Annotated in this window: 16 protein-coding genes; 12 read left to right on the forward strand and 4 right to left on the reverse strand. The window is 70.7% G+C overall.

The features are described 5' to 3' along the window. Positions 1 to 409: 409 nt before the first annotated feature. Entirely contained in the window at positions 410 to 1,870 is a 1,461-nt protein-coding gene (locus ACFVYF_RS35565; RefSeq protein ID WP_389462175.1) for an aldehyde dehydrogenase family protein, read from the forward strand. Between the two features lie 323 nt (positions 1,871 to 2,193). Further along, positions 2,194 to 4,131, forward strand: coding sequence for an acyl-CoA dehydrogenase family protein (locus tag ACFVYF_RS35570; protein WP_389462176.1), 1,938 nt, complete (start codon positions 2,194 to 2,196; stop codon positions 4,129 to 4,131). 62 nt (positions 4,132 to 4,193) lie between these two features. Here ACFVYF_RS35570 and ACFVYF_RS35575 read toward each other — a convergent pair whose 3' ends face one another. After that, the gene (locus tag ACFVYF_RS35575; RefSeq protein ID WP_389462177.1) at positions 4,194 to 4,643 is read right to left on the reverse strand and encodes a lamin tail domain-containing protein; all 450 of its coding nucleotides are present in this window, start codon (positions 4,641 to 4,643) and stop codon (positions 4,194 to 4,196) included. A gap of 184 nt (positions 4,644 to 4,827) precedes the next feature. Between ACFVYF_RS35575 and dxr the strand changes: the two genes are divergently transcribed. The 6 genes from dxr to ACFVYF_RS35605 all read left to right on the forward strand — a co-directional run bounded on the left by dxr (position 4,828) and on the right by ACFVYF_RS35605 (position 12,161). Further along, positions 4,828 to 6,090, forward strand: coding sequence for a 1-deoxy-D-xylulose-5-phosphate reductoisomerase (gene dxr / locus ACFVYF_RS35580; protein WP_389462178.1), 1,263 nt, complete (start codon positions 4,828 to 4,830; stop codon positions 6,088 to 6,090). Next, positions 6,087 to 7,391, forward strand: coding sequence for a M50 family metallopeptidase (locus tag ACFVYF_RS35585; protein WP_389462179.1), 1,305 nt, complete (start codon positions 6,087 to 6,089; stop codon positions 7,389 to 7,391). The genes dxr and ACFVYF_RS35585 overlap by 4 nt, the downstream gene beginning before the upstream one ends. Positions 7,392 to 7,553: 162 nt before the next feature. Next, entirely contained in the window at positions 7,554 to 8,711 is a 1,158-nt protein-coding gene (gene ispG, locus ACFVYF_RS35590) for a flavodoxin-dependent (E)-4-hydroxy-3-methylbut-2-enyl-diphosphate synthase (protein WP_389462180.1), read from the forward strand. A gap of 221 nt (positions 8,712 to 8,932) precedes the next feature. Further along, entirely contained in the window at positions 8,933 to 9,781 is an 849-nt protein-coding gene (locus tag ACFVYF_RS35595; RefSeq protein ID WP_389462181.1) for a GNAT family N-acetyltransferase, read from the forward strand. A gap of 30 nt (positions 9,782 to 9,811) precedes the next feature. Further along, positions 9,812 to 10,381 (forward strand): GNAT family N-acetyltransferase, encoded by a 570-nt coding sequence (locus ACFVYF_RS35600; protein WP_389462182.1) that lies wholly within the window; start codon positions 9,812 to 9,814, stop codon positions 10,379 to 10,381. An 88-nt stretch (positions 10,382 to 10,469) separates the two neighbouring features. Further along, positions 10,470 to 12,161, forward strand: a complete 1,692-nt coding sequence (locus ACFVYF_RS35605; protein WP_389462183.1) for a proline--tRNA ligase — start codon at positions 10,470 to 10,472, stop codon at positions 12,159 to 12,161. Between the two features lie 110 nt (positions 12,162 to 12,271). Here ACFVYF_RS35605 and ACFVYF_RS35610 read toward each other — a convergent pair whose 3' ends face one another. From ACFVYF_RS35610 to ACFVYF_RS35620, 3 genes are read right to left on the reverse strand one after another with little or no spacing between them, the layout of a single operon-like run. Then, positions 12,272 to 13,177 (reverse strand): aminoglycoside phosphotransferase family protein, encoded by a 906-nt coding sequence (locus ACFVYF_RS35610; protein WP_389462184.1) that lies wholly within the window; start codon positions 13,175 to 13,177, stop codon positions 12,272 to 12,274. Positions 13,178 to 13,204: 27 nt separating this feature from the next. Next, the gene (locus ACFVYF_RS35615; protein WP_389462185.1) at positions 13,205 to 13,678 is read right to left on the reverse strand and encodes a ferritin-like domain-containing protein; all 474 of its coding nucleotides are present in this window, start codon (positions 13,676 to 13,678) and stop codon (positions 13,205 to 13,207) included. Continuing rightward, complete coding sequence (locus ACFVYF_RS35620) at positions 13,675 to 14,259, reverse strand: hypothetical protein (RefSeq protein ID WP_389462186.1); 585 nt, start codon at positions 14,257 to 14,259, stop codon at positions 13,675 to 13,677. The genes ACFVYF_RS35615 and ACFVYF_RS35620 overlap by 4 nt, the downstream gene beginning before the upstream one ends. Before the next feature lie 253 nt (positions 14,260 to 14,512). On the opposite strand from ACFVYF_RS35620, the gene rimP reads away from it, so the two are divergent. The 4 genes from rimP (at position 14,513) to infB (ending at position 19,727) form a co-directional block, all read left to right on the forward strand. Then, entirely contained in the window at positions 14,513 to 15,019 is a 507-nt protein-coding gene (rimP, locus tag ACFVYF_RS35625; protein WP_389462187.1) for a ribosome maturation factor RimP, read from the forward strand. A 2-nt stretch (positions 15,020 to 15,021) separates the two neighbouring features. Continuing rightward, positions 15,022 to 16,032 (forward strand): transcription termination factor NusA, encoded by a 1,011-nt coding sequence (gene nusA / locus ACFVYF_RS35630; protein WP_383281260.1) that lies wholly within the window; start codon positions 15,022 to 15,024, stop codon positions 16,030 to 16,032. A gap of 102 nt (positions 16,033 to 16,134) precedes the next feature. After that, positions 16,135 to 16,428 (forward strand): YlxR family protein, encoded by a 294-nt coding sequence (locus ACFVYF_RS35635; protein WP_389462188.1) that lies wholly within the window; start codon positions 16,135 to 16,137, stop codon positions 16,426 to 16,428. 146 nt (positions 16,429 to 16,574) lie between these two features. Then, complete coding sequence (gene infB, locus ACFVYF_RS35640; protein ID WP_389462189.1) at positions 16,575 to 19,727, forward strand: translation initiation factor IF-2; 3,153 nt, start codon at positions 16,575 to 16,577, stop codon at positions 19,725 to 19,727. The last annotated feature ends 20 nt before the right edge of the window (positions 19,728 to 19,747 follow it).

Below are 19,747 nucleotides of genomic sequence, written 5' to 3' on the forward strand. Positions count from 1 at the left end.
CGGCTGTGCTGTCTTCTGGGGGCGCTCGGTTGGGTGTTCTCGCGCATGGCGACGGGCATTTGATGTACCGGCACGGACCCTTCGGCCGTCTTGCGACTGCAGACGGTCATAGCTGCGGGCATGCGTGCCGCTAGGGGCGGCACGGGTGGGCGCAGCGGCAACCCGTAGGCGCCGGGCTCGCCGACCCACCCCCACGCCGGCCCCGACGCCGGGTGCCCATGCAGGTACGGGACCTGGCCCACCCGGGCGGCACCCGCTCGCGCCGGGGGCGATGAGGGCTTGGACGGGGTGGAGCGTGCCGGTTGGCGAGTCCGACGTCGTGGATAAGTGGACGCGCCGCATCCCGGGCCTACCGTGGGGCAGGAAACGCCCAGGATCACCTCAACCTCGGAAGGGCCGGGACTCGAGAATGCCGAACGAGAACGTGGCAGCCCCCCACGCCTTCTGGCTCGCCGGCCGCCAGGCCACCGGCGAGACCACCTTCGACGTCACCTCCCCCTGGGACGGACGACTCGTCGCCCAGGTCAGCGTGCCGACCGAGGCCCAGGTCGAGGAGGCCGTGGCCGCCGCGTACGCCGTACGCGACGAGTTCGCCGCGACCCCGGCCCACGTCCGCGCCGCCGCCCTCGACCACGTCAGCAGGCGTCTGGCTGAGCGGACCGAGGAGATCGCGCAGCTCATCTCTGCCGAGAACGGCAAGCCGATCAAGTGGGCCCGCGGCGAGGTCGGCCGCGCGGTGTCCGTGTTCCGGTTCGCCGCCGAGGAGGCCCGCCGGTTCAACGGCGGCGAGGCGCAGCGCCTCGACACCGACCTGGGCGGACAGGGCCGGCTCGCGCTGACCCGCCGCTTCCCCAAGGGCGTCGTGCTGGGCATCGCCCCGTTCAACTTCCCGCTGAACCTGTGCGCCCACAAGATCGCCCCGGCGATCGCGGCCGGCGCGCCGATCATCCTGAAGCCCGCCCCCGCGACCCCGCTGTCCGGCCTCATCATCGGTGACCTGCTCGCCGAGACCGAGCTCCCGGCCGGTTCGTGGAGCATCCTCCCGGTGTCCAACGAGCGGATGCCCGCCCTGGTGCAGGACGAGCGGCTGCCCGTCATCTCCTTCACCGGTTCCGAGAAGGTCGGCTACGCGATCATGGACTCGGTGCCGCGCAAGCACTGCACCCTGGAGCTGGGCGGCAACGGCGCGGCCGTCGTGCTCGCCGACTTCGCGAGCGACGAGGACCTGGACTGGGCGGCGACCCGCATCGCCACCTTCTCCAACTACCAGGGCGGCCAGTCCTGCATCTCCGTGCAGCGGGTGATCGCCGACGCGTCCGTCTACGAGCGCCTGCTGCCGCGTATCGTCGCCGCCGTCGAGGCCCAGGTCACCGGCGACCCGACGGACGCCAGGACCGACGTCGGCCCCCTGGTCAGCGAGGACGCCGCCCAGCGCGTCGAGTCCTGGGTCGACGAGGCCGTCGGGTCCGGCGCCACGCTCCTCACCGGCGGCAAGCGCGACGGCGCCTCCTACGCGCCGACCGTCCTCGCCGACGTACCGGCCGACGCCACCCTCTCCTGCGAGGAGGTCTTCGGACCGGTCCTCACGGTGCAGAAGGTGGACGGGGAGGCGGCCGCCTTCGCCGCCGTCAACGAGTCCAAGTACGGCCTCCAGGCAGGCGTGTTCACCCACGACCTGCAGACCGCCTTCCGCGCCCACCGGGCGCTGGAGGTCGGCGGTGTCGTGATTGGTGACGTGCCCTCCTACCGCGCCGACCAGATGCCCTACGGCGGTGTGAAGCAGTCCGGCGTCGGCCGCGAGGGCGTGCGGTTCGCGATGGACGACTACACGTACGAGCGCGTTCTCGTGCTGACGGGCCTCGCCCTCTGAGCACTCCGTATACCGACGGCCGGAGCCCACTGTGCGGGGGCTCCGGCCGTTGTCGTATGCGGGAAGAGGGCGCCTGGCGTCAGGCGCCGGGCTCCCTGTGCGCCCGAAGGCGCCGGCGCGGTGGACGAGTTCAGGCCGTAGCGGCCGGCGGGTGGCGATCTGACCCGATGGATGACGGCTGTCGGCGGTCCGGGTCGGGCGCACGTTCGGCCGAACGCTGCGCGAAGACTGGTGGGGGCGAGCCGAATCGGGTACATACGATCGGGTAGCACCGGTCGGTAACGAACAGCCCCAAGATCCCTATTCGCGGCGAGGTGAGCCTCATGTCCGCAACACCCCCCAAGCCCACAGTCTCCGAACGTGAGGCACGCCAGGTCGCCGAGGCCGCGCGCGAACAGGACTGGCGCAAGCCCAGTTTCGCCAAGGAGCTGTTCCTCGGCCGCTTCCGGCTCGACCTGATCCATCCGCACCCCCTGCCGTCGGACGAGGCCGCCCAGCGCGGCGAGGAGTTCCTCGCCAAACTGCGCGACTTCTGCGAGACGAAGATCGACTCGGCCCGTATCGAGCGCGAGGCACAGATCCCGGACGAGGTGGTCAACGGGCTCAAGGAGCTCGGCGCCCTCGGCATGAAGATCGACACCAAGTACGGCGGCCTGGGCCTGACGCAGGTGTACTACAACAAGGCGCTCGCCCTGGTCGGCTCCGCGAGCCCGGCGATCGGCGCCCTGCTCTCCGCCCATCAGTCCATCGGCGTACCGCAGCCGCTGAAGCTCTTCGGCACCCAGGAGCAGCGGGACGTCTTCCTGCCGCGCTGCGCCCGCACCGACATCTCGGCCTTCCTGCTGACCGAGCCGGACGTCGGCTCGGACCCGGCCCGGCTCGCCACGACCGCCGTACCGGACGGGGACGACTACGTCCTCGACGGAGTGAAGCTCTGGACGACCAACGGCGTGGTCGCCGACCTGCTCGTCGTCATGGCGCGCGTGCCGAAGTCCGAGGGCCACAAGGGCGGCATCACGGCCTTCGTCGTCGAGGCGGCCTCCGAGGGCATCACCGTCGAGAACCGCAACTCCTTCATGGGCCTGCGCGGCCTGGAGAACGGGGTCACCCGCTTCCACCAGGTGCGCGTCCCCGCCGCGAACCGGATCGGCCCCGAGGGTTCCGGTCTGAAGATCGCCCTGACCACGCTGAACACCGGACGGCTCTCGCTGCCCGCCATGTGCGTGGGCGCGGGCAAGTGGTGCCTGAAGATCGCCCGCGAGTGGTCTTCGGCGCGCGAGCAGTGGGGCAAGCCGGTGGCCTTCCACGAGGCGGTCGGCGCGAAGATCTCCTTCATCGCGGCGACCACGTTCGCCCTGGAGGCCGTCCTCGACCTGTCCTCCCAGATGGCCGACGAGAACCGCAACGACATCCGTATCGAAGCCGCTCTCGCCAAGCTGTACGGCTCAGAGATGGCCTGGCTCATGGCCGACGAGCTGGTCCAGATCCGCGGCGGCCGGGGCTTCGAGACCGCCGAGTCGCTCGCTGCCCGCGGAGAGCGCGCCGTGCCGACCGAGCAGATCCTGCGCGACCTGCGCATCAACCGCATCTTCGAGGGCTCTACGGAGATCATGCATCTGCTGATCGCCCGCGAGGCCGTGGACGCGCATCTGAAGGTCGCCGGCGACCTCATCGACCCCGAGAAGTCCCTCTCGGACAAGGCGAAGGCGGGCGCGAACGCCGGCGTCTTCTACGCCAAGTGGCTGCCGAAACTGGTCGCGGGAGCGGGCCAACTCCCGGGCGCATACGGCGACTTCCACCCGGACGGCCACGTCGACCTGTCCGGGCACCTGCGCTTCGTCGAGCGCAGCGCCCGCAAACTCGCCCGTTCCACCTTCTACGCCATGTCCCGCTGGCAGGGCCGCATGGAGACCAAACAGGGCTTCCTCGGCCGGATCGTCGACATCGGCGCCGAACTCTTCGCGATGAGCGCGGCCTGCGTACGCGCCGAACTCCTGCGCACCACGGAGGAGCACGGCCGGGAGGCCTACCAGCTCGCCGACGCCTTCTGCCGCCAGTCCCGCATCCGCGTCGACGAACTCTTCGCCCGGCTGTGGACCAACACCGACGATCTCGACCGCACCGTGGTCAAGGGCGTGCTCTCGGGCACCTACGAGTGGCTGGAGCACGGCGTGATCGACCCCTCGGGCGAAGGGCCCTGGATCGCGGACGCCACCCCAGGCCCATCCCAGCGCAAGAACGTCCACCGCCCCATTCGCTGACGTCCCCGTCGCCCGGCCCGGGAGATCCGGGCCGGGTGATGCCGTGCGCGGCTGAACTCCGCTCAGCAGTACTTGTCGCTCGGGTCCCGTGTCGTCCACGAGCAGGAGTCCGCCTTCGTCCCGCTCGACTTGTACAGAGTCGCCGTGTCGCTGGTGTTGTTCCAGACGTACGCGCCACGGTCCTGGTACTTGTTCGCCGCCGTGTCCGAGCCGCTCCCGGTACGCACCTTCTTGGTCGACCCCGCGCCGATCTTCACGTCGAGGAAGGTGTACTTGTGCCGGGACGCGTCCAGGAGCGTCCAGTTCTTCAGCGAGATCGTCGAGGAGCTGGTGTTCTTGATCTGCACCCACTCGGCGTTGAGACTCGCGTTCGAGCGGTTGTCCGTGCCCGGACTGTCGAAGTACACGCGGTAGATGGTCACACCGCCGGCAGCCTGAGCCGGTGTACTGAGAAACGTGCCCGTCAAAGCCACCGCTCCGGCTAGCGCGGGCAAGGCAGCGCGTATGCGCATGGAAATCCCCCAGGGTTACATTCCGGTCAGTCGTCCACCGGCCGGTAGTGCAGTGTTGTCATGCGATATTCACCCTTTCTCCAAAAAGGGCATTTTGCTCTCACTCGGTACCCGGGGGTGCTATTAAGGCCCGGGAGTGGGACGCGCTGTCCTGCCGGTGCCGCGTTGCGGCAACAATGGGGGGATGAGCGACAGTCCAGCCCCCCTAGCTGATCCGCATCTCGTTTTCGACCCCGTGGACGGAGTCCGGGATGTCGTGATCCTCGGTTCCACCGGATCGATCGGCACCCAGGCCATCGACCTCGTGCTGCGCAACCCCGACCGGTTCCGGGTCACCGCGCTCTCCGCCGCGGGCGGGAGGGTCGGACTGCTGGCGGAGCAGGCCCGCCGGCTGCGCGTCGGCACGGTCGCCGTCGCCCGCGAAGACGTCGTACCGGCGCTGCGCGAGGCGCTGACCGCGCAGTACGGGACGGGCGAGCCGCTCCCCGAGATCCTCGCCGGGCCCGACGCGGCCACCCGCGTGGCCGCCTCCGACTGCCATACCGTGCTCAACGGAATCACCGGTTCCATCGGTCTCGCGCCCACCCTCGCCGCCCTGGAGGCGGGCCGCACCCTCGCGCTCGCCAACAAGGAGTCGCTCATCGTCGGCGGCCCGCTGGTGAAGGCGCTCGCCAAGCCGGGCCAGATCATCCCCGTCGACTCCGAGCACGCCGCCCTCTTCCAGGCCCTCGCCGGCGGCACCCGCGCCGACGTGCGCAAACTCGTCGTCACGGCATCCGGCGGCCCCTTCCGGGGACGTACGAAGTCCGAGCTGGCGAACGTGACCCCCGAGGACGCCCTCGCCCACCCCACCTGGGCCATGGGACCGGTCATCACCGTCAACTCCGCGACCCTCGTCAACAAGGGGCTCGAAGTCATCGAGGCGCACCTCCTCTACGACATTCCCTTCGAGCGGATTGAGGTGGTGGTGCACCCGCAGTCGTATGTCCACTCGATGGTTGAGTTCACCGACGGATCGACGCTGGCCCAGGCGACGCCCCCCGACATGCGCGGGCCGATCGCCATCGGGCTCGGCTGGCCCGAGCGCGTCCCGGACGCGGCTCCCGCCTTCGACTGGACGAAGGCGTCGAGCTGGGAGTTCTTCCCGCTCGACACCGACGCGTTCCCGTCCGTCGGACTCGCCCGTCACGTAGGACAGCTCGCGGGTACGGCCCCGGCGGTGTTCAATGCCGCAAACGAGGAGTGCGTGGACGCGTTCCTGAACGGCACCCTGCCGTTCAACGGCATCATGGAGACCGTCACGAGGGTGGTCGAGGAACACGGCACACCTCGTTCGGGAACTTCCCTGACCGTCGCGGACGTCCTCGAAGCGGAGACCTGGGCGCGTGCCCGGGCCCGGGAGCTCACCAAGACAACGGCGCAGACGACCGCGGAGGCGCGTGCATGACGACCCTGATGATGATCCTCGGCATAGTCGTCTTCGCGGTCGGCCTGCTCATCTCGATCGCCTGGCACGAGCTGGGACATCTCTCGACGGCCAAGCTCTTCGGCATCCGTGTGCCGCAGTACATGGTCGGCTTCGGGCCGACCATCTGGTCGCGCAGGAAGGGCGACACGGAGTACGGCATCAAGGCGGTCCCCCTCGGCGGCTACATCCGCATGATCGGGATGTTCCCGCCCGGCCCGGACGGCAAGATCGAGGCCCGCTCCAGCTCCCCCTTCCGCGGCATGATCGAGGACGCCAGGTCGGCCGCGTTCGAGGAGCTCCAGCCGGGCGACGAATCCCGCCTCTTCTACACGCGCAAGCCGTGGAAGCGGGTCATCGTGATGTTCGCGGGCCCCTTCATGAACCTGATCCTGGCCGTGGTGATCTTCCTCGGCGTGATGATGACGTTCGGCGTCAACACCCAGACGACCACGGTCGGCAGGGTCTCGGACTGTGTCATCCAGCAGAGCGAGAACCGCACGAAGTGCGCGAAGGGCGACGAGGCCGCCCCCGCCAAGGCCGCCGGGCTCAAGCTCGGCGACAAGATCATCGGCTTCAACGGCAAGCCGGTCCAGGACTGGTCGGCGCTGCAGTCCGACATCCGCGCCAACCCCGGCAAGGACGTCACCCTCACCGTCGAGCGCAAGGGCCGGCAGCTCGATCTCTCCGCCCACCTGATCAAGAACCAGGTCAGCAAGACCGACGGCAACGGCGGCTATGTCGAGGGCAAGTACGTGTACGCCGGCTTCCTCGGCTTCACGCCCGCCTCCGGCATCGTCGAGCAGTCCTTCGGACAGTCCGTGGACCGCATGGGCGACATGATGCAGAACGGCGTCGAGTCGCTGATCGCGCTCCCCGGCAAGGTCCCCGCCCTGTGGGACGCGGCCTTCGGCGACGGCCCGCGCGCCGCGGACTCCCCGATGGGCGTGGTCGGCGCGGCCCGGATCGGCGGCGATGTCTTCACACTGGACATCCCGGCCTCCCAGCAGATCGCGATGATGCTGCTGCTCGTCGCGGGCTTCAACCTCTCGTTGTTCCTGTTCAACATGCTGCCGCTGCTTCCGCTCGACGGCGGGCACATCGCCGGCGCGCTGTGGGAGTCGCTGCGGCGCAGCACGGCACGGGTCCTGAAGCGGCCCGACCCGGGCCCCTTCGACGTGGCGAAGCTGATGCCCGTCGCGTACGTGGTGGCCGGAATCTTCGTCTGCTTCACCATCCTGGTGCTGATCGCGGACGTCGTTAACCCGGTCAAAATCAGCTAGCAAGGCGCTGTTCGAGGCGGCCGGGCACCCTGGGTGCCCGGCCGCCCTCCATTGGGTGGGTTTGGGGGCGGGATGTGCTCGGGCGTTCGCCCGTGCCGTAATCTCGAAGCCTGGAGCCCACGATTCCGGGACCTTGATCCACAACTTGGGGTTGCACAGCAGATGACTGCGATTTCTCTCGGCATGCCGTCCGTTCCGACCAAGCTCGCCGAGCGCCGGAAGAGCCGGCAGATCCAGGTCGGAACGGTGGCCGTGGGCGGAGACGCACCCGTCTCCGTGCAGTCGATGACGACGACGCGTACGTCGGACATCGGTGCCACGCTGCAGCAGATCGCCGAACTGACCGCGTCCGGCTGCCAGATCGTGCGGGTGGCCTGTCCGACGCAGGACGACGCGGATGCCCTCGCCACCATCGCCCGCAAGTCGCAGATCCCGGTGATCGCGGACATCCACTTCCAGCCGAAGTACGTCTTCGCGGCGATCGACGCGGGCTGTGCGGCCGTGCGCGTGAACCCGGGCAACATCAAGCAGTTCGACGACCAGGTCAAGGAGATCGCGCGGGCCGCCAAGGACACCGGCACCCCGATCCGGATCGGCGTCAACGCGGGTTCGCTCGACAAGCGGCTGCTCCAGAAGTACGGCAAGGCGACCCCCGAGGCGCTCGTCGAGTCGGCCCTGTGGGAGTGCTCGCTCTTCGAGGAGCACGACTTCCGGGACATCAAGATCTCGGTCAAGCACAACGACCCGGTGATCATGGTCAACGCCTACCGGCAGCTCGCGGCCCAGTGCGACTACCCGCTGCACCTCGGCGTCACCGAGGCCGGTCCGGCCTTCCAGGGCACGATCAAGTCGGCCGTCGCCTTCGGCGCCCTCCTCTCCGAGGGCATCGGCGACACCATCCGGGTCTCCCTGAGCGCGCCGCCGGCCGAGGAGGTCAAGGTCGGTCTGCAGATCCTGGAGTCCCTCAACCTCAAGCAGCGCGGTCTGGAGATCGTCTCCTGCCCGTCCTGCGGGCGTGCCCAGGTCGACGTCTACAAGCTGGCCGAAGAGGTCACGGCGGGCCTGGAGGGGATGGAAGTTCCCCTGCGCGTGGCCGTCATGGGCTGTGTGGTGAACGGTCCGGGTGAGGCCCGTGAGGCGGACCTCGGTGTCGCCTCCGGCAACGGCAAGGGCCAGATCTTCGTCAAGGGCGAGGTCATCAAGACCGTCCCCGAGTCGAAGATCGTGGAGACCCTGATCGAGGAGGCGATGAAGCTCGCCGAGAAGATGGAGGCGGAGGGAATCGCCTCCGGTGAGCCCTCGGTGTCGGTCGCAGGCTGACGCGCTGCCGGGCGGGCCGGAGCGTCTTCGGTCCGCCCGGCGTGCGGGACCGGGCCGTTGGGCCTGACGACGGGGTCCGGGGCGGTGGCCCCGGGGACGCGCACGGGCGGGTGCGGAACAGGCCCCCGCGGGCGCCCGGCCCCGAGCAAACAGGACGGCGCCGCACACGCCTGACAGGTACAGTGCGGAGATCAGCAGACCGTATGGTGAGGCCCCCGCACGTGTTGACCCAGACCACCACCAGGGTCCTCGAACCGAGTGACCTGGACGCCGCGCTCGCCGTCCTCGACCGCGAGCCGGTGGCGAACGCCTTCGTGATGTCCCGGGTGCAGGTCGCGGGCCTCGACCCCTGGCGTCTCGGCGGCGAGATGTGGGGCTGGTACGAGGACGGCATGCTGACGTCCCTGTGCTACGCGGGCGCGAACCTCGTCCCCATCTGTGCCACCCCGCGCGCCGTGCGCGCCTTCGCCGACCGCGCCCGCCGGGCCGGACGCCGCTGCTCCTCCATCGTCGGCCCCGCCGAGCCCACCACCCAGCTGTGGCGGCTTCTCGAACCGAGCTGGGGCCCCGCCCGCGACGTGCGTGGCAACCAGCCGCTGATGGTCACCGACCGGCTCCCCGGCGACATCGCCCCGGATCCGTACGTCCGCCGGATGCGCAAGGACGAGATGGACACGATCATGCCCGCGTGCGTGGCGATGTTCACCGAGGAGGTCGGCGTCTCCCCGATGGCCGGCGACGGCGGGCTGCTCTACCAGGCCCGGGTCGCCGAACTCGTCGGCTCCGGACGCTCGTTCGCCCGTCTCGACCAGGACGGCAAGGTGGTCTTCAAAGCCGAGATCGGGGCCGCGACCCCGCACGCCTGCCAGATCCAGGGCGTCTGGGTCGCCCCCGAATACCGGGGGCGGGGACTGGCCGCGCCGGGCATGGCCGCCGTCCTGCGCTACGCCCTCGCCGATGTCGCCCCGGTCGTCAGTCTCTACGTCAACGACTTCAACACGGCCGCCCGGGCCACGTACCGGCGCGTGGGGTTCCACGAGGTCGGAGCCTTCATGAGTGTGCTGTTCTGACACCCGTGAGGTGCCTGTAGTCTCCCCGGCATGCTGCGCTTTCCCGGCCAGGGTCCCCGCAACCCCGACGACGTGGTCATCGGCCCGCTGGACCTCGCCGCGCGCGTCGACGAAGCGCTCGCCGTGCAGGCCCTGGCCTTCGGGCTCGGCGCCGAGGAGATCGCCGTACGACGGCAGATCGTGCTGCGGCACCTGACCCACCCGGGAGCCCGCGCGTTCGGTGCCACCACCCCCGGAGGACGGCTCGTCGGCTTCGTCTACGGCATGCCCAACGACCGCGCGCACTGGTGGTCCACCGTTGTCGAGCCCTATCTGCGCGCCCAGGGCCGTGACGGCTGGCTCGACGACTCCTTCGTGATCACCGAGCTGCATGTGCACCCGCACTACCAGAACCGGGGAGCCGGGCGCGGACTGATCACCACGATCACCGACGGTGCGGCGGAGCCCCGCTCCATCCTCTCCGCGATCGACACGGAGAGCCCGGCCCGCGGGCTGTACCGCTCGCTGGGGTACGAGGACCTGGCGCGCCGGGTCCACTTCCCGAGCGCCCCGAAGCCGTACGCCGTGATGGGCGCCCCGCTGCCGTTGCGGCGCCGCTAGAGGGTGTCGGCGGTAACCGATTTCCACCGGCCCGTACCGCCCGGCTAACCTCCTTGCCATCACCCTTACGCAGCAGGAGTCGAGAATCATGGCCCAGGTCCAGCGCATGTCCCGTTTGATGGTCAAGACACTGCGTGACGACCCGGCGGACGCCGAGACGCTCAGCCACAAGCTGCTGGTGCGCGCCGGCTATGTGCGCCGCAACGCCGCCGGCATCTGGACCTGGCTGCCGCTGGGCAAGAAGGTCCTCGACAACATCTCCCGGGTGGTCCGCGAGGAGATGGACGCGATCGGCGCCCAGGAAGTCCTGCTGCCCGCCCTCCTCCCCAAGGAGCCGTACGAGGCGTCGGCCCGCTGGGAGGAGTACGGCGACCTCCTCTTCCGCCTCAAGGACCGCAAGGGCGGCGAGTATCTGCTCGGCCCGACCCACGAGGAGATCTTCACGCTCGTGGTCAAGGACCAGTGCACGTCCTACAAGGACCTGCCGGTCATGCTCTACCAGATCCAGACCAAGTACCGCGACGAGGCGCGTCCCCGCTCGGGCGTCCTGCGCGGCCGCGAATTCCAGATGAAGGACTCGTACTCCTTCGACACCACGGACGAGGGACTGGCCGAGTCGTACGCGCTGCACCGCGCCGCGTACCAGAAGATCTTCGCTCGCCTGGGCCTCGACTACCGCATCGTGTCGGCCGTCTCCGGTGCGATGGGCGGCTCGGCCTCCGAGGAGTTCCTCGCCCCGGCCGCCGCCGGCGAGGACACCTTCGTGGACTGCCCCGCCTGTGACTACGCGGCGAACACCGAGGCGGTCACCTTCACGCTGACGCCCGTCGCGGCGGAGCACGGCCCGGTCGAGGAGCTGGACACCCCCGACACCCCCACGATCGAGACCCTCGCCCAGCACCTCGGCGTCCCGGCCTCCGCCACGCTGAAGAACCTGCTGGTCAAGGTGGACGGCGAGATCGTCGCCGTCGGCGTCCCCGGTGACCGCGAGGTCGACCTCGGCAAGCTCGGCGAGCACCTCGCCCCGGCCGTCGTCGAGCTGGTGACGGCCGAGGACTTCGAGGGCCGCGACGACCTGGTACGCGGCTACGTCGGCCCGCAGGGCCTGGAGAAGGTCCGTTACATCGCCGACCCGCGGGTGGCCCCCGGCACGTCCTGGATCACCGGTGCCAACAAGGAGGGCAAGCACGCCCGCAACGTCGTCGCCGGCCGTGACTTCGAGGTCGACGACTATCTGGACGTCGTCGTGGTCGAGGCGGGCGACCCCTGCCCGAAGTGCGGCACCGGCCTCAGGCTGGACCGCGCCATCGAGATCGGCCACATCTTCCAGCTCGGCCGCAAGTACGCCGACACCTTCCAGCTCGACGTCCTCGGCCAGCAGGGCAAGCCGGTCCGCGTGACCATGGGCTCGTACGGCATCGGTGTCTCGCGTGCCGTGGCCGCGCTGGCCGAGCAGTCGGCGGACGAGCAGGGCCTGTGCTGGCCCAAGGAGATCGCCCCGGCCGACGTGCACGTCGTCGCCGCCGGCAAGGCCCTGCAGACCGAGCTGGCGCTCGACGTCTCCGAGAAGCTGGCCGCGGCCGGCGTCCGGGTGCTGGTGGACGACCGCGCGGGCGTCTCGCCGGGTGTGAAGTTCACGGACGCCGAGCTGATCGGCGTACCGAAGATCCTCGTCGCCGGCCGTCGCTCGGCCGAGGGTGTCCTGGAGCTCAAGGACCGCAGGACCGGTGAGCGCGAGGAGCTGACGGTCGACGAGGCGATCGCCCGCCTGAGCGCGTAGTCGCCGGTGCCGCCGAAGGCGCCGCTCAACTGCCTCACCAGGGGCGGATGAGCGGCGCGCTGCTCTGCTGCCGTACGGCGACTGCGGTCGGTCGGCCGGAGGTACGGCGGTCACAGCCAGCCGGCGAACTCCAGCAGCAGCTCCGCGTCCTGGCGGCGTCCGACCCGCCGGGCCCGTACGCCGGACTCGACCGCCCGGAACAGGGTCCAGCCCCGCAGCCGGTCCTGGTCCAGGTCCAGTGACTCGGCCAGCCGCTTCACCCGGCGCCGGGTGGTGGACGCGCCCGAGGGCGAGGCGATCAGGTCCTCCACCCGGTCGCGGACCAGCCGGGCGAGGTCGAAGGCGCGCTCGCCGATCACCGGGTCGGGGCCCACCGCCAGCCACGGCAGCCGCTCACCGGCGAGGACCTTGCTCTGCCGGAAGGTGCCGTGCAGCAGCCGCGCCTCGGGAGCGTCGGCCAGCAGTTCCTCGCGGGCCGCGAGCGCCGCGTCCACCAGCGCCACGGTCTCGCCGTCGGCGCTCGCCCGCATCGCCCCGGCCTGCCGCCCGGTCCGCTCGGCCACGGTCTCGAAGACATGACCGGCGGGCGGTTCCACCCACAGCCTGCGCAGTGTCCCGGCCGCCTCCAGAAGTGCCTTCGCCTCGGGCAGCGAGCGCACCGACACCTCGGGATGCAGCCGCTCCAGGAGCAGTACGCCCTGGGTGTCGCCGGGGTTGAGCAGTTGGACGGCGCCGAAGCCGTCCCAGTGCGCCAGCGCGGCGCGCTCGCTCTCCGGCCGGGCCCGCTCGGGCGCGAACTTCAGCACGGCGGGCGTCCCGTCGATCTGCCGCACCAGCACCACGAGGCTGCTGCGTCCACCCGGCGCCTGCACCCGCTCGACGGTCAACTCACGCAGATCCACGGCCAGTTGAACCTGCTCGGGCAGCTTCTCCAGCCACTCGGTGGCCCCGTCGATCCCGTCCTGCGGCGTCTCGCCGAGTGCCCGTACGAGGCGCTGCGGCGGTTCGAAAGCCATGCGCGGGTGGTTTCCTTCCAGGTCGCGTTATGTCCCCGAGGTCGCCGGCGCGGAGGGCTCGGCCGCCCGCTCGGCGAGACCAGGGAAGGCTACGCTCTCGCCCCGCCAGCGCACCGCCCGCACCGCCGCTTCCCGCAGTGCGTCCGCCGCGGCCCGCCGCCGCTCGCCCTCGGTGGCCCGCACCAGATCGCCGTAGACCCCGGCCACCCGCTCCTCCAGCTCGGCCGCGAGCCGTACGGCGGCGGCCGAGTCCGGCACGGCGAAGGGCAGCGCGTACGCGGCCGCCGCGGCGACCGGCTTGCCGCCCAGGTCGCGCACGACCCGCTCCAGCTCGTCGCGGCGCGCACGGTGCGCGTCGTACGCCGTCCGTGCCTCGGCCCGGCGCCCCTCGCGGATCCTGCCGCCGACGACGCCGTAGCCGTACACCGCGGCGTGCTCCGCCCCGAGTGCGGCCTGGACGGCCTTCAGCTGCGCGCTCTTCTGCGCCTTCGGCGTGCTCACTTGCCGTCCTCCGTCAACAGGAACGCGTGGGCGGCACCGGCCGCCGCGACCGACGCCAGCAGCCTGGCCAGTTCTCCGGGGACCTCCAGCAGGGCCTTGGCCCGCCGGTCGGCCAGGGTGCGCTCCGCCGTGGCCAGGTCGGCGAGGGCGTCCTTCTCCGTGGCCGGCACGGACGCGGAGGCGCTCGCGGACGGGGAGGCGGACGCCGCGGCGGACCCGGAACCGGACCCGGACCTGGACCCGGAACCGGACCCGGACGCCGATGCCGACGCGGACGCCGGGGTCCGGCGCCCGGTGTCGAACGCCTTCGCATGGCGTACGACCTCCGCGCGCAACGGGCGCAGCCGCTCGGCGAGGGAGGGATGCGCGGCGATCACCGCGGCGTACCGCGCGGCGAGCGTCTCGCTGTCCCCGGCCGCACGCGCGCGTGCGCGATCGCCGGCGGACGGGCTCCCGCCGGTGGTGTCGGTGGCGGAATCGGGGGCGGAACAGCCCGCGAGCGCGACGGCGCCCGCGGCCGACGCGAGCAGGCTCCTTCGGCGCGGCCCCGAGGGGGTGCGCGGCGGCAGGGTGAACGGCACGGCAGACGTCCTCGGCAGGCTCGTACGAAAGGGAGGGCGGCACGCCCGTGATCACGGTACCCGCGTGCACGCCGATCGCCCGCCAGGTGCGGCCCGGCGGTGATCCCGGAAGCGGTCCTTTCGGCCACCCCGGGCGCCCCTGTACCGCATCCGGCCACGCCACGGTGGACGGCAACACCACCCGGGACCGGATACCCTTTGACCTGACACGCGACCAACCCACAACAGCACACGCGGCCGAGGAGTCACCCGGATGAGCACCACCCAGAGCGAGAGGCTGCGAGAACTGCTGGAACCGCTCGTCAGCTCCCAGGGACTCGATCTCGAAGAGATCGAAGTGGACTCGGTCGGGCGCAAGCGGGTGCTGCGTGTCGTCGTCGACTCGGACACCGGTGCCGATCTGGACCGGATCGCCGATGTGAGCCGCGCGCTCTCGGCGAAGCTCGACGAGACGGACGCGATGGGCGAGGGCGAGTACACCCTCGAGGTCGGAACCCCTGGTGCCGAGCGCGAGCTCAAGGAGCACCGCCACTACGTACGCGCCGTCGACCGGCTCGTGAAATTCCAGCTCGGAGAGGGCGACGAACTCGTCGCCCGGATCCTTCAGGTCGACGACGACGGGATCGACGTCGAGGTGCCCGGCGTGAAGGGGCGCAAGCCCACCGCCAAGCGCCTCGCCCTCGCGGACATCGCCAAGGCGCGCGTCCAGGTCGAGTTCAGCCGTAAGAACAAGAACGAAGAGAACGCAGAGGAGGCGTAGCCGTGGACATCGACATGAGTGCCCTGCGGGGCTTGGTACGGGAGAAGGAGATCTCCTTCGACCTGCTGGTCGAGGCGATCGAGTCGGCCCTCCTCATCGCCTATCACCGCACCGAGGGAAGCCGCCGCCACGCGCGCGTGGAGCTCAACCGGGAGAGCGGACACGTCACCGTGTGGGCGAAGGAGGACCCCGAGGACCTGGAGGAGGGGCAGGAGGCGCGCGAGTTCGACGACACCCCGAGCGGGTTCGGCCGGATCGCGGCGACCACCGCCAAGCAGGTCATCCTGCAGCGCCTGCGGGACGCCGAGGACGATGCGACCCTCGGTGAGTACGCAGGGCGCGAGGGCGACATCGTCACCGGTGTCGTGCAGCAGGGCCGCGACCCGAAGAACGTCATGGTCGACATCGGCAAGATGGAGGCCATCCTGCCGGTGCAGGAGCAGGTCCCCGGCGAGACGTACCAGCACGGCCTGCGGCTGCGCTCGTACGTCGTACGGGTGGCCAAGGGTGTCCGCGGTCCGTCAGTGACCCTCTCCCGTACGCACCCCAACCTGGTGAAGAAGCTCTTCGCCCTGGAGGTCCCGGAGATCGCCGACGGGTCCGTCGAGATCTCCGCCATCGCCCGTGAGGCCGGCCACCGCACGAAGATCGCGGTCCGCTCCACGCGCTCCGGGCTCAACGCCAAGGGTGCCTGCATCGGCCCCATGGGCGGCCGGGTGCGCAATGTCATGGCCGAGCTGAACGGCGAGAAGATCGACATCGTCGACTGGTCCGACGACCCGGCCGAGATGGTGGCGAACGCGCTGTCCCCGGCCCGGGTCTCCAAGGTGGAGGTCGTCGACCTCGCCGCCCGCTCCGCGCGCGTGACCGTCCCCGACTACCAGCTGTCGCTGGCCATCGGCAAGGAAGGGCAGAACGCGCGGCTCGCGGCCCGGCTGACCGGCTGGCGCATCGACATCCGCCCGGACACCGAGCAGCCGTCCGAGCAGGACGCTGACCGGGCCGGGGAATAGATCCAAGCCGCGGGTGGCTTAGATCACGACAGTTTTACGCGCAGCAACTGTTCGATTCTTGTCCCAAAGGGGTGAGGTCGGTGCGGGGAGGTAGACTTAAGCGTGTCTGGCCGGACGCATGCCCGCGCATGCCCTGAGCGCACTTGTGTGGGGTGCCGGGAGCGAGCGGCCAAGACCGATCTGCTGCGCATCGTGGCGACCGAGGGCGAATGCGCCCCCGATCCTCGCGGTACGCTGCCCGGCCGGGGTGCGTACGTTCACCCCGCCCTGGTCTGTCTCGACCTGGCGGTCCGCCGCCGGGCGTTCCCACGGGCGCTGCGTGCCCAGGGACCGCTCGACACGAAAGCGTTGCGCCGAGTGGTCGAGGAGACGGTTGCCCAGCAGGCAACACCGTAAGACGTGTCGCACGGAACCCCGTGCGGCCCTGGTACCCCGCGAGTTGGAAGTAGGTCGAGATTGCGATGAGCACTCGATGAGCACGCGATGAGTACGCCCATGAAGTAGCGACGGTCCGGACGCAACCCGGACCTAAAAGGAGCGAAGTGGCTAAGGTCCGGGTATACGAACTCGCCAAGGAGTTCGGGGTGGAGAGCAAGGTCGTCATGGCCAAGCTCCAAGAACTCGGTGAATTTGTCCGTTCGGCGTCCTCGACGATCGAGGCGCCCGTAGTACGCAAGCTGACCGACGCGTTCCAGCAGGGCAGCAACGGCGGCGGCAAGCCCGCCGCGCGCAAGTCCTCGCCGGCCCGTCCGGCAGCCCCCTCTCCGGCGCAGGCAGCCCGTCCGGCCGCCCCGCGCCCGCCGGCCCCGAAGCCGGCCGCGGCCGAGACGCCCTCCGCGGCTCCGGTCACCCCGGCTGCTCCGGGCTCGCGTCCGACCCCGGGTCCCAGGCCCGCGCCGAAGCCCGCTCCGGCGTCTCCGGCTCCGGCGGCGCCCGAGTTCACCGCGCCCCCGTCGGCTCCCGAGGCTCCGGCAGCCTCTGCGGCTCCGGCCGCCGGCACTCGTCCGGCTGCCCGTCCCGGCGCACCGAAGCCCGGTGTCCGTCCGGCCGGTCCTGCCCAGGGCGGCCAGGGTGGCCAGGGCCGTGGCGACCGCGACAACCGCGGTGACCGCGGTGACCGTCAGGGCGCTGCGCGTCCCGGCGGCCAGGCTCCGCGCCCCGGCGCTCGTCCGGCCGGTCCGCGTCCGGGCAACAACCCCTTCACCTCTGGTGGCTCCACCGGCATGGCGCGCCCGCAGGCGCCCCGTCCCGGCGGCGCCCCGCGTCCCGGTGGCGACCGTCCCGGTGCTCCGCGTCCGCAGGGCGCGGGTCAGGACCGTGGTCCGCGTCCCCAGGGCGGTCCCGGCGGCGCTCCGCGTCCGCAGGGTGGTCCCGGTGGCGCTCGTCCGACTCCGGGCGGCATGCCTCGTCCGCAGGGTGGCGCTCCGCGTCCCGGCGGCGGCCCCGGTGGTAACCGTCCGAACCCCGGCATGATGCCGCAGCGTCCCGCTGCGGGCACCCCGCGACCCGGTGGCGGTGGCCCCGGCGGCCGCGGTCCCGGCGGTGGCGGTCGCCCCGGTGGCGGCGCCGGCGGCGGTCGTCCCGGTGGCGGCGGCGGCTTCGCCGGTCGTCCGAGCGGTCCCGGTGGCGGTGGCGGCGGCTTCGCCGGTCGTCCCGGCGGTCCCGGTGGCGGCGGCGGCGGTTTCGCCGGTCGTCCCGGCGGCGGCGGTGGCGGCGGTGGCCGTCCCGGCTTCGGCGGTCGTCCGGGTGGTCCCGGTGGCCGTGGTGGCACGCAGGGCGCCTTCGGCCGTCCCGGCGGTCCCGCGCGTCGTGGTCGCAAGTCGAAGCGGCAGAGGCGCCAGGAGTACGAGGCCATGCAGGCCCCGTCGGTCGGCGGTGTGATGCTGCCTCGTGGCAACGGACAGTCCGTCCGTCTGTCGCGCGGTGCGTCCCTCACCGACTTCGCCGAGAAGATCAACGCCAACCCGGCGTCGCTCGTCGGCGTGATGATGAACCTCGGCGAGATGGTCACTGCCACGCAGTCCGTCTCCGACGAGACGCTGAAGCTCCTCGCGGACGAGATGAACTTCGTCCTCGAGATCGTCAGCCCCGAGGAGGAGGACCGCGAGCTGCTCGAGTCCTTCGACATCGAGTTCGGCGAGGACGAGGGCGACGAGGAAGACCTCGTGGTCCGTCCGCCGGTCGTGACCGTCATGGGTCACGTCGACCACGGTAAGACCCGACTGCTCGACACCATCCGCAAGACGAACGTCGTCGCGGGCGAGGCCGGCGGTATCACGCAGCACATCGGTGCGTACCAGGTCGCGACCGAGGTCAACGGCGAAGAGCGCAGGATCACCTTCATCGACACCCCGGGTCACGAGGCGTTCACCGCCATGCGTGCCCGTGGTGCCAAGTCGACCGACATCGCGATCCTCGTGGTGGCGGCCAACGACGGTGTGATGCCCCAGACGATCGAGGCGCTGAACCACGCCAAGGCGGCCGACGTGCCGATCGTGGTCGCGGTCAACAAGATCGACGTCGAGGGCGCCGACCCGACCAAGGTGCGCGGTCAGCTCACCGAGTTCGGTCTGGTGGCCGAGGAGTACGGCGGCGACACGATGTTCGTCGACATCTCCGCCAAGCAGGGCCTCAACATCGAGAGCCTGCTGGAGGCCGTGGTCCTCACCGCGGACGCCTCGCTCGACCTGCGGGCCAACCCGGAGCAGGACGCGCAGGGTATTGCGATCGAGTCGCACCTCGACCGTGGCCGTGGTGCCGTCTCGACGGTCCTGGTCCAGCGCGGCACGCTGCGCATCGGCGACACGATGGTGGTCGGCGACGCGTACGGCCGTGTCCGGGCGATGCTCGACGACAACGGCAAGAACGTCGAGGAAGCGGGTCCGTCGACCCCCGTCCTGGTCCTGGGTCTCACCAACGTCCCGGGTGCCGGCGACAACTTCCTGGTCGTCGACGAGGACCGCACGGCGCGTCAGATCGCCGAGAAGCGCGCGGCGCGTGAGCGCAACGCCAACTTCGCCCGGCGTGGAGTCCGGTTCTCCCTGGAGAACCTGGACGAGGCCCTCAAGGCCGGTCTGGTGCAGGAACTCAACCTCATCATCAAGGGCGACGCGTCCGGTTCGGTGGAGGCTCTCGAGTCCTCGCTGCTCCAGCTCGACGTCGGCGAAGAGGTCGACATCCGCGTCCTGCACCGCGGTGTGGGTGCGGTCACCGAGTCGGACATCGACCTGGCGACCGGCTCCGACGCGATCGTCATCGGCTTCAACGTCCGCGCTGCGGGCCGCGCGGCTCAGATGGCGGAGCGCGAGGGCGTCGACGTCCGGTACTACTCGGTGATCTACCAGGCCATCGAGGAGATCGAGGCGGCCCTCAAGGGCATGCTCAAGCCGGAGTACGAGGAGGTCGAGCTCGGCACGGCGGAGATCCGCGAGGTCTTCAAGTCGTCCAAGCTGGGCAACATCGCCGGTGTCCTGGTCCGTTCGGGAGAGGTCAAGCGCAACACCAAGGCGCGCCTCGTCCGCGACGGCAAGGTCATCGCGGAGAGCCTCAACATCTCCGGTCTGCGTCGCTTCAAGGACGACGTCACCGAGATCCGCGAAGGGTTCGAGGGTGGTATCAACCTCGGCAACTTCAATGACATCAAGGTCGACGACGTCATCGCGACGTACGAGATGCGGGAGAAGCCGCGCTCGTAAAGCGACTGTGTGAGCTGGCC

Source organism: Streptomyces sp. NPDC058274 (genome assembly GCF_042881375.1).
Lineage (GTDB): Bacteria > Actinomycetota > Actinomycetes > Streptomycetales > Streptomycetaceae > Streptomyces.

Bases quoted from the DNA above. Each gene is read 5' to 3' on its own strand.
- dxr (WP_389462178.1), top strand. From the start codon at position 4,828: ATGAGCGACAGTCCAGCCCCCCTAGCTGATCCGCATCTCGTTTTCGAC.
- rimP (WP_389462187.1), top strand. From the start codon at position 14,513: ATGAGCACCACCCAGAGCGAGAGGCTGCGAGAACTGCTGGAACCGCTC.
- ACFVYF_RS35575 (WP_389462177.1), bottom strand. From the start codon at position 4,643: ATGCGCATACGCGCTGCCTTGCCCGCGCTAGCCGGAGCGGTGGCTTTG.
- ACFVYF_RS35585 (WP_389462179.1), top strand. From the start codon at position 6,087: ATGACGACCCTGATGATGATCCTCGGCATAGTCGTCTTCGCGGTCGGC.
- ACFVYF_RS35565 (WP_389462175.1), top strand. From the start codon at position 410: ATGCCGAACGAGAACGTGGCAGCCCCCCACGCCTTCTGGCTCGCCGGC.
- ACFVYF_RS35605 (WP_389462183.1), top strand. From the start codon at position 10,470: ATGGCCCAGGTCCAGCGCATGTCCCGTTTGATGGTCAAGACACTGCGT.
- ACFVYF_RS35570 (WP_389462176.1), top strand. From the start codon at position 2,194: ATGTCCGCAACACCCCCCAAGCCCACAGTCTCCGAACGTGAGGCACGC.
- ACFVYF_RS35610 (WP_389462184.1), bottom strand. From the start codon at position 13,177: ATGGCTTTCGAACCGCCGCAGCGCCTCGTACGGGCACTCGGCGAGACG.
- ACFVYF_RS35600 (WP_389462182.1), top strand. From the start codon at position 9,812: ATGCTGCGCTTTCCCGGCCAGGGTCCCCGCAACCCCGACGACGTGGTC.
- ispG (WP_389462180.1), top strand. From the start codon at position 7,554: ATGACTGCGATTTCTCTCGGCATGCCGTCCGTTCCGACCAAGCTCGCC.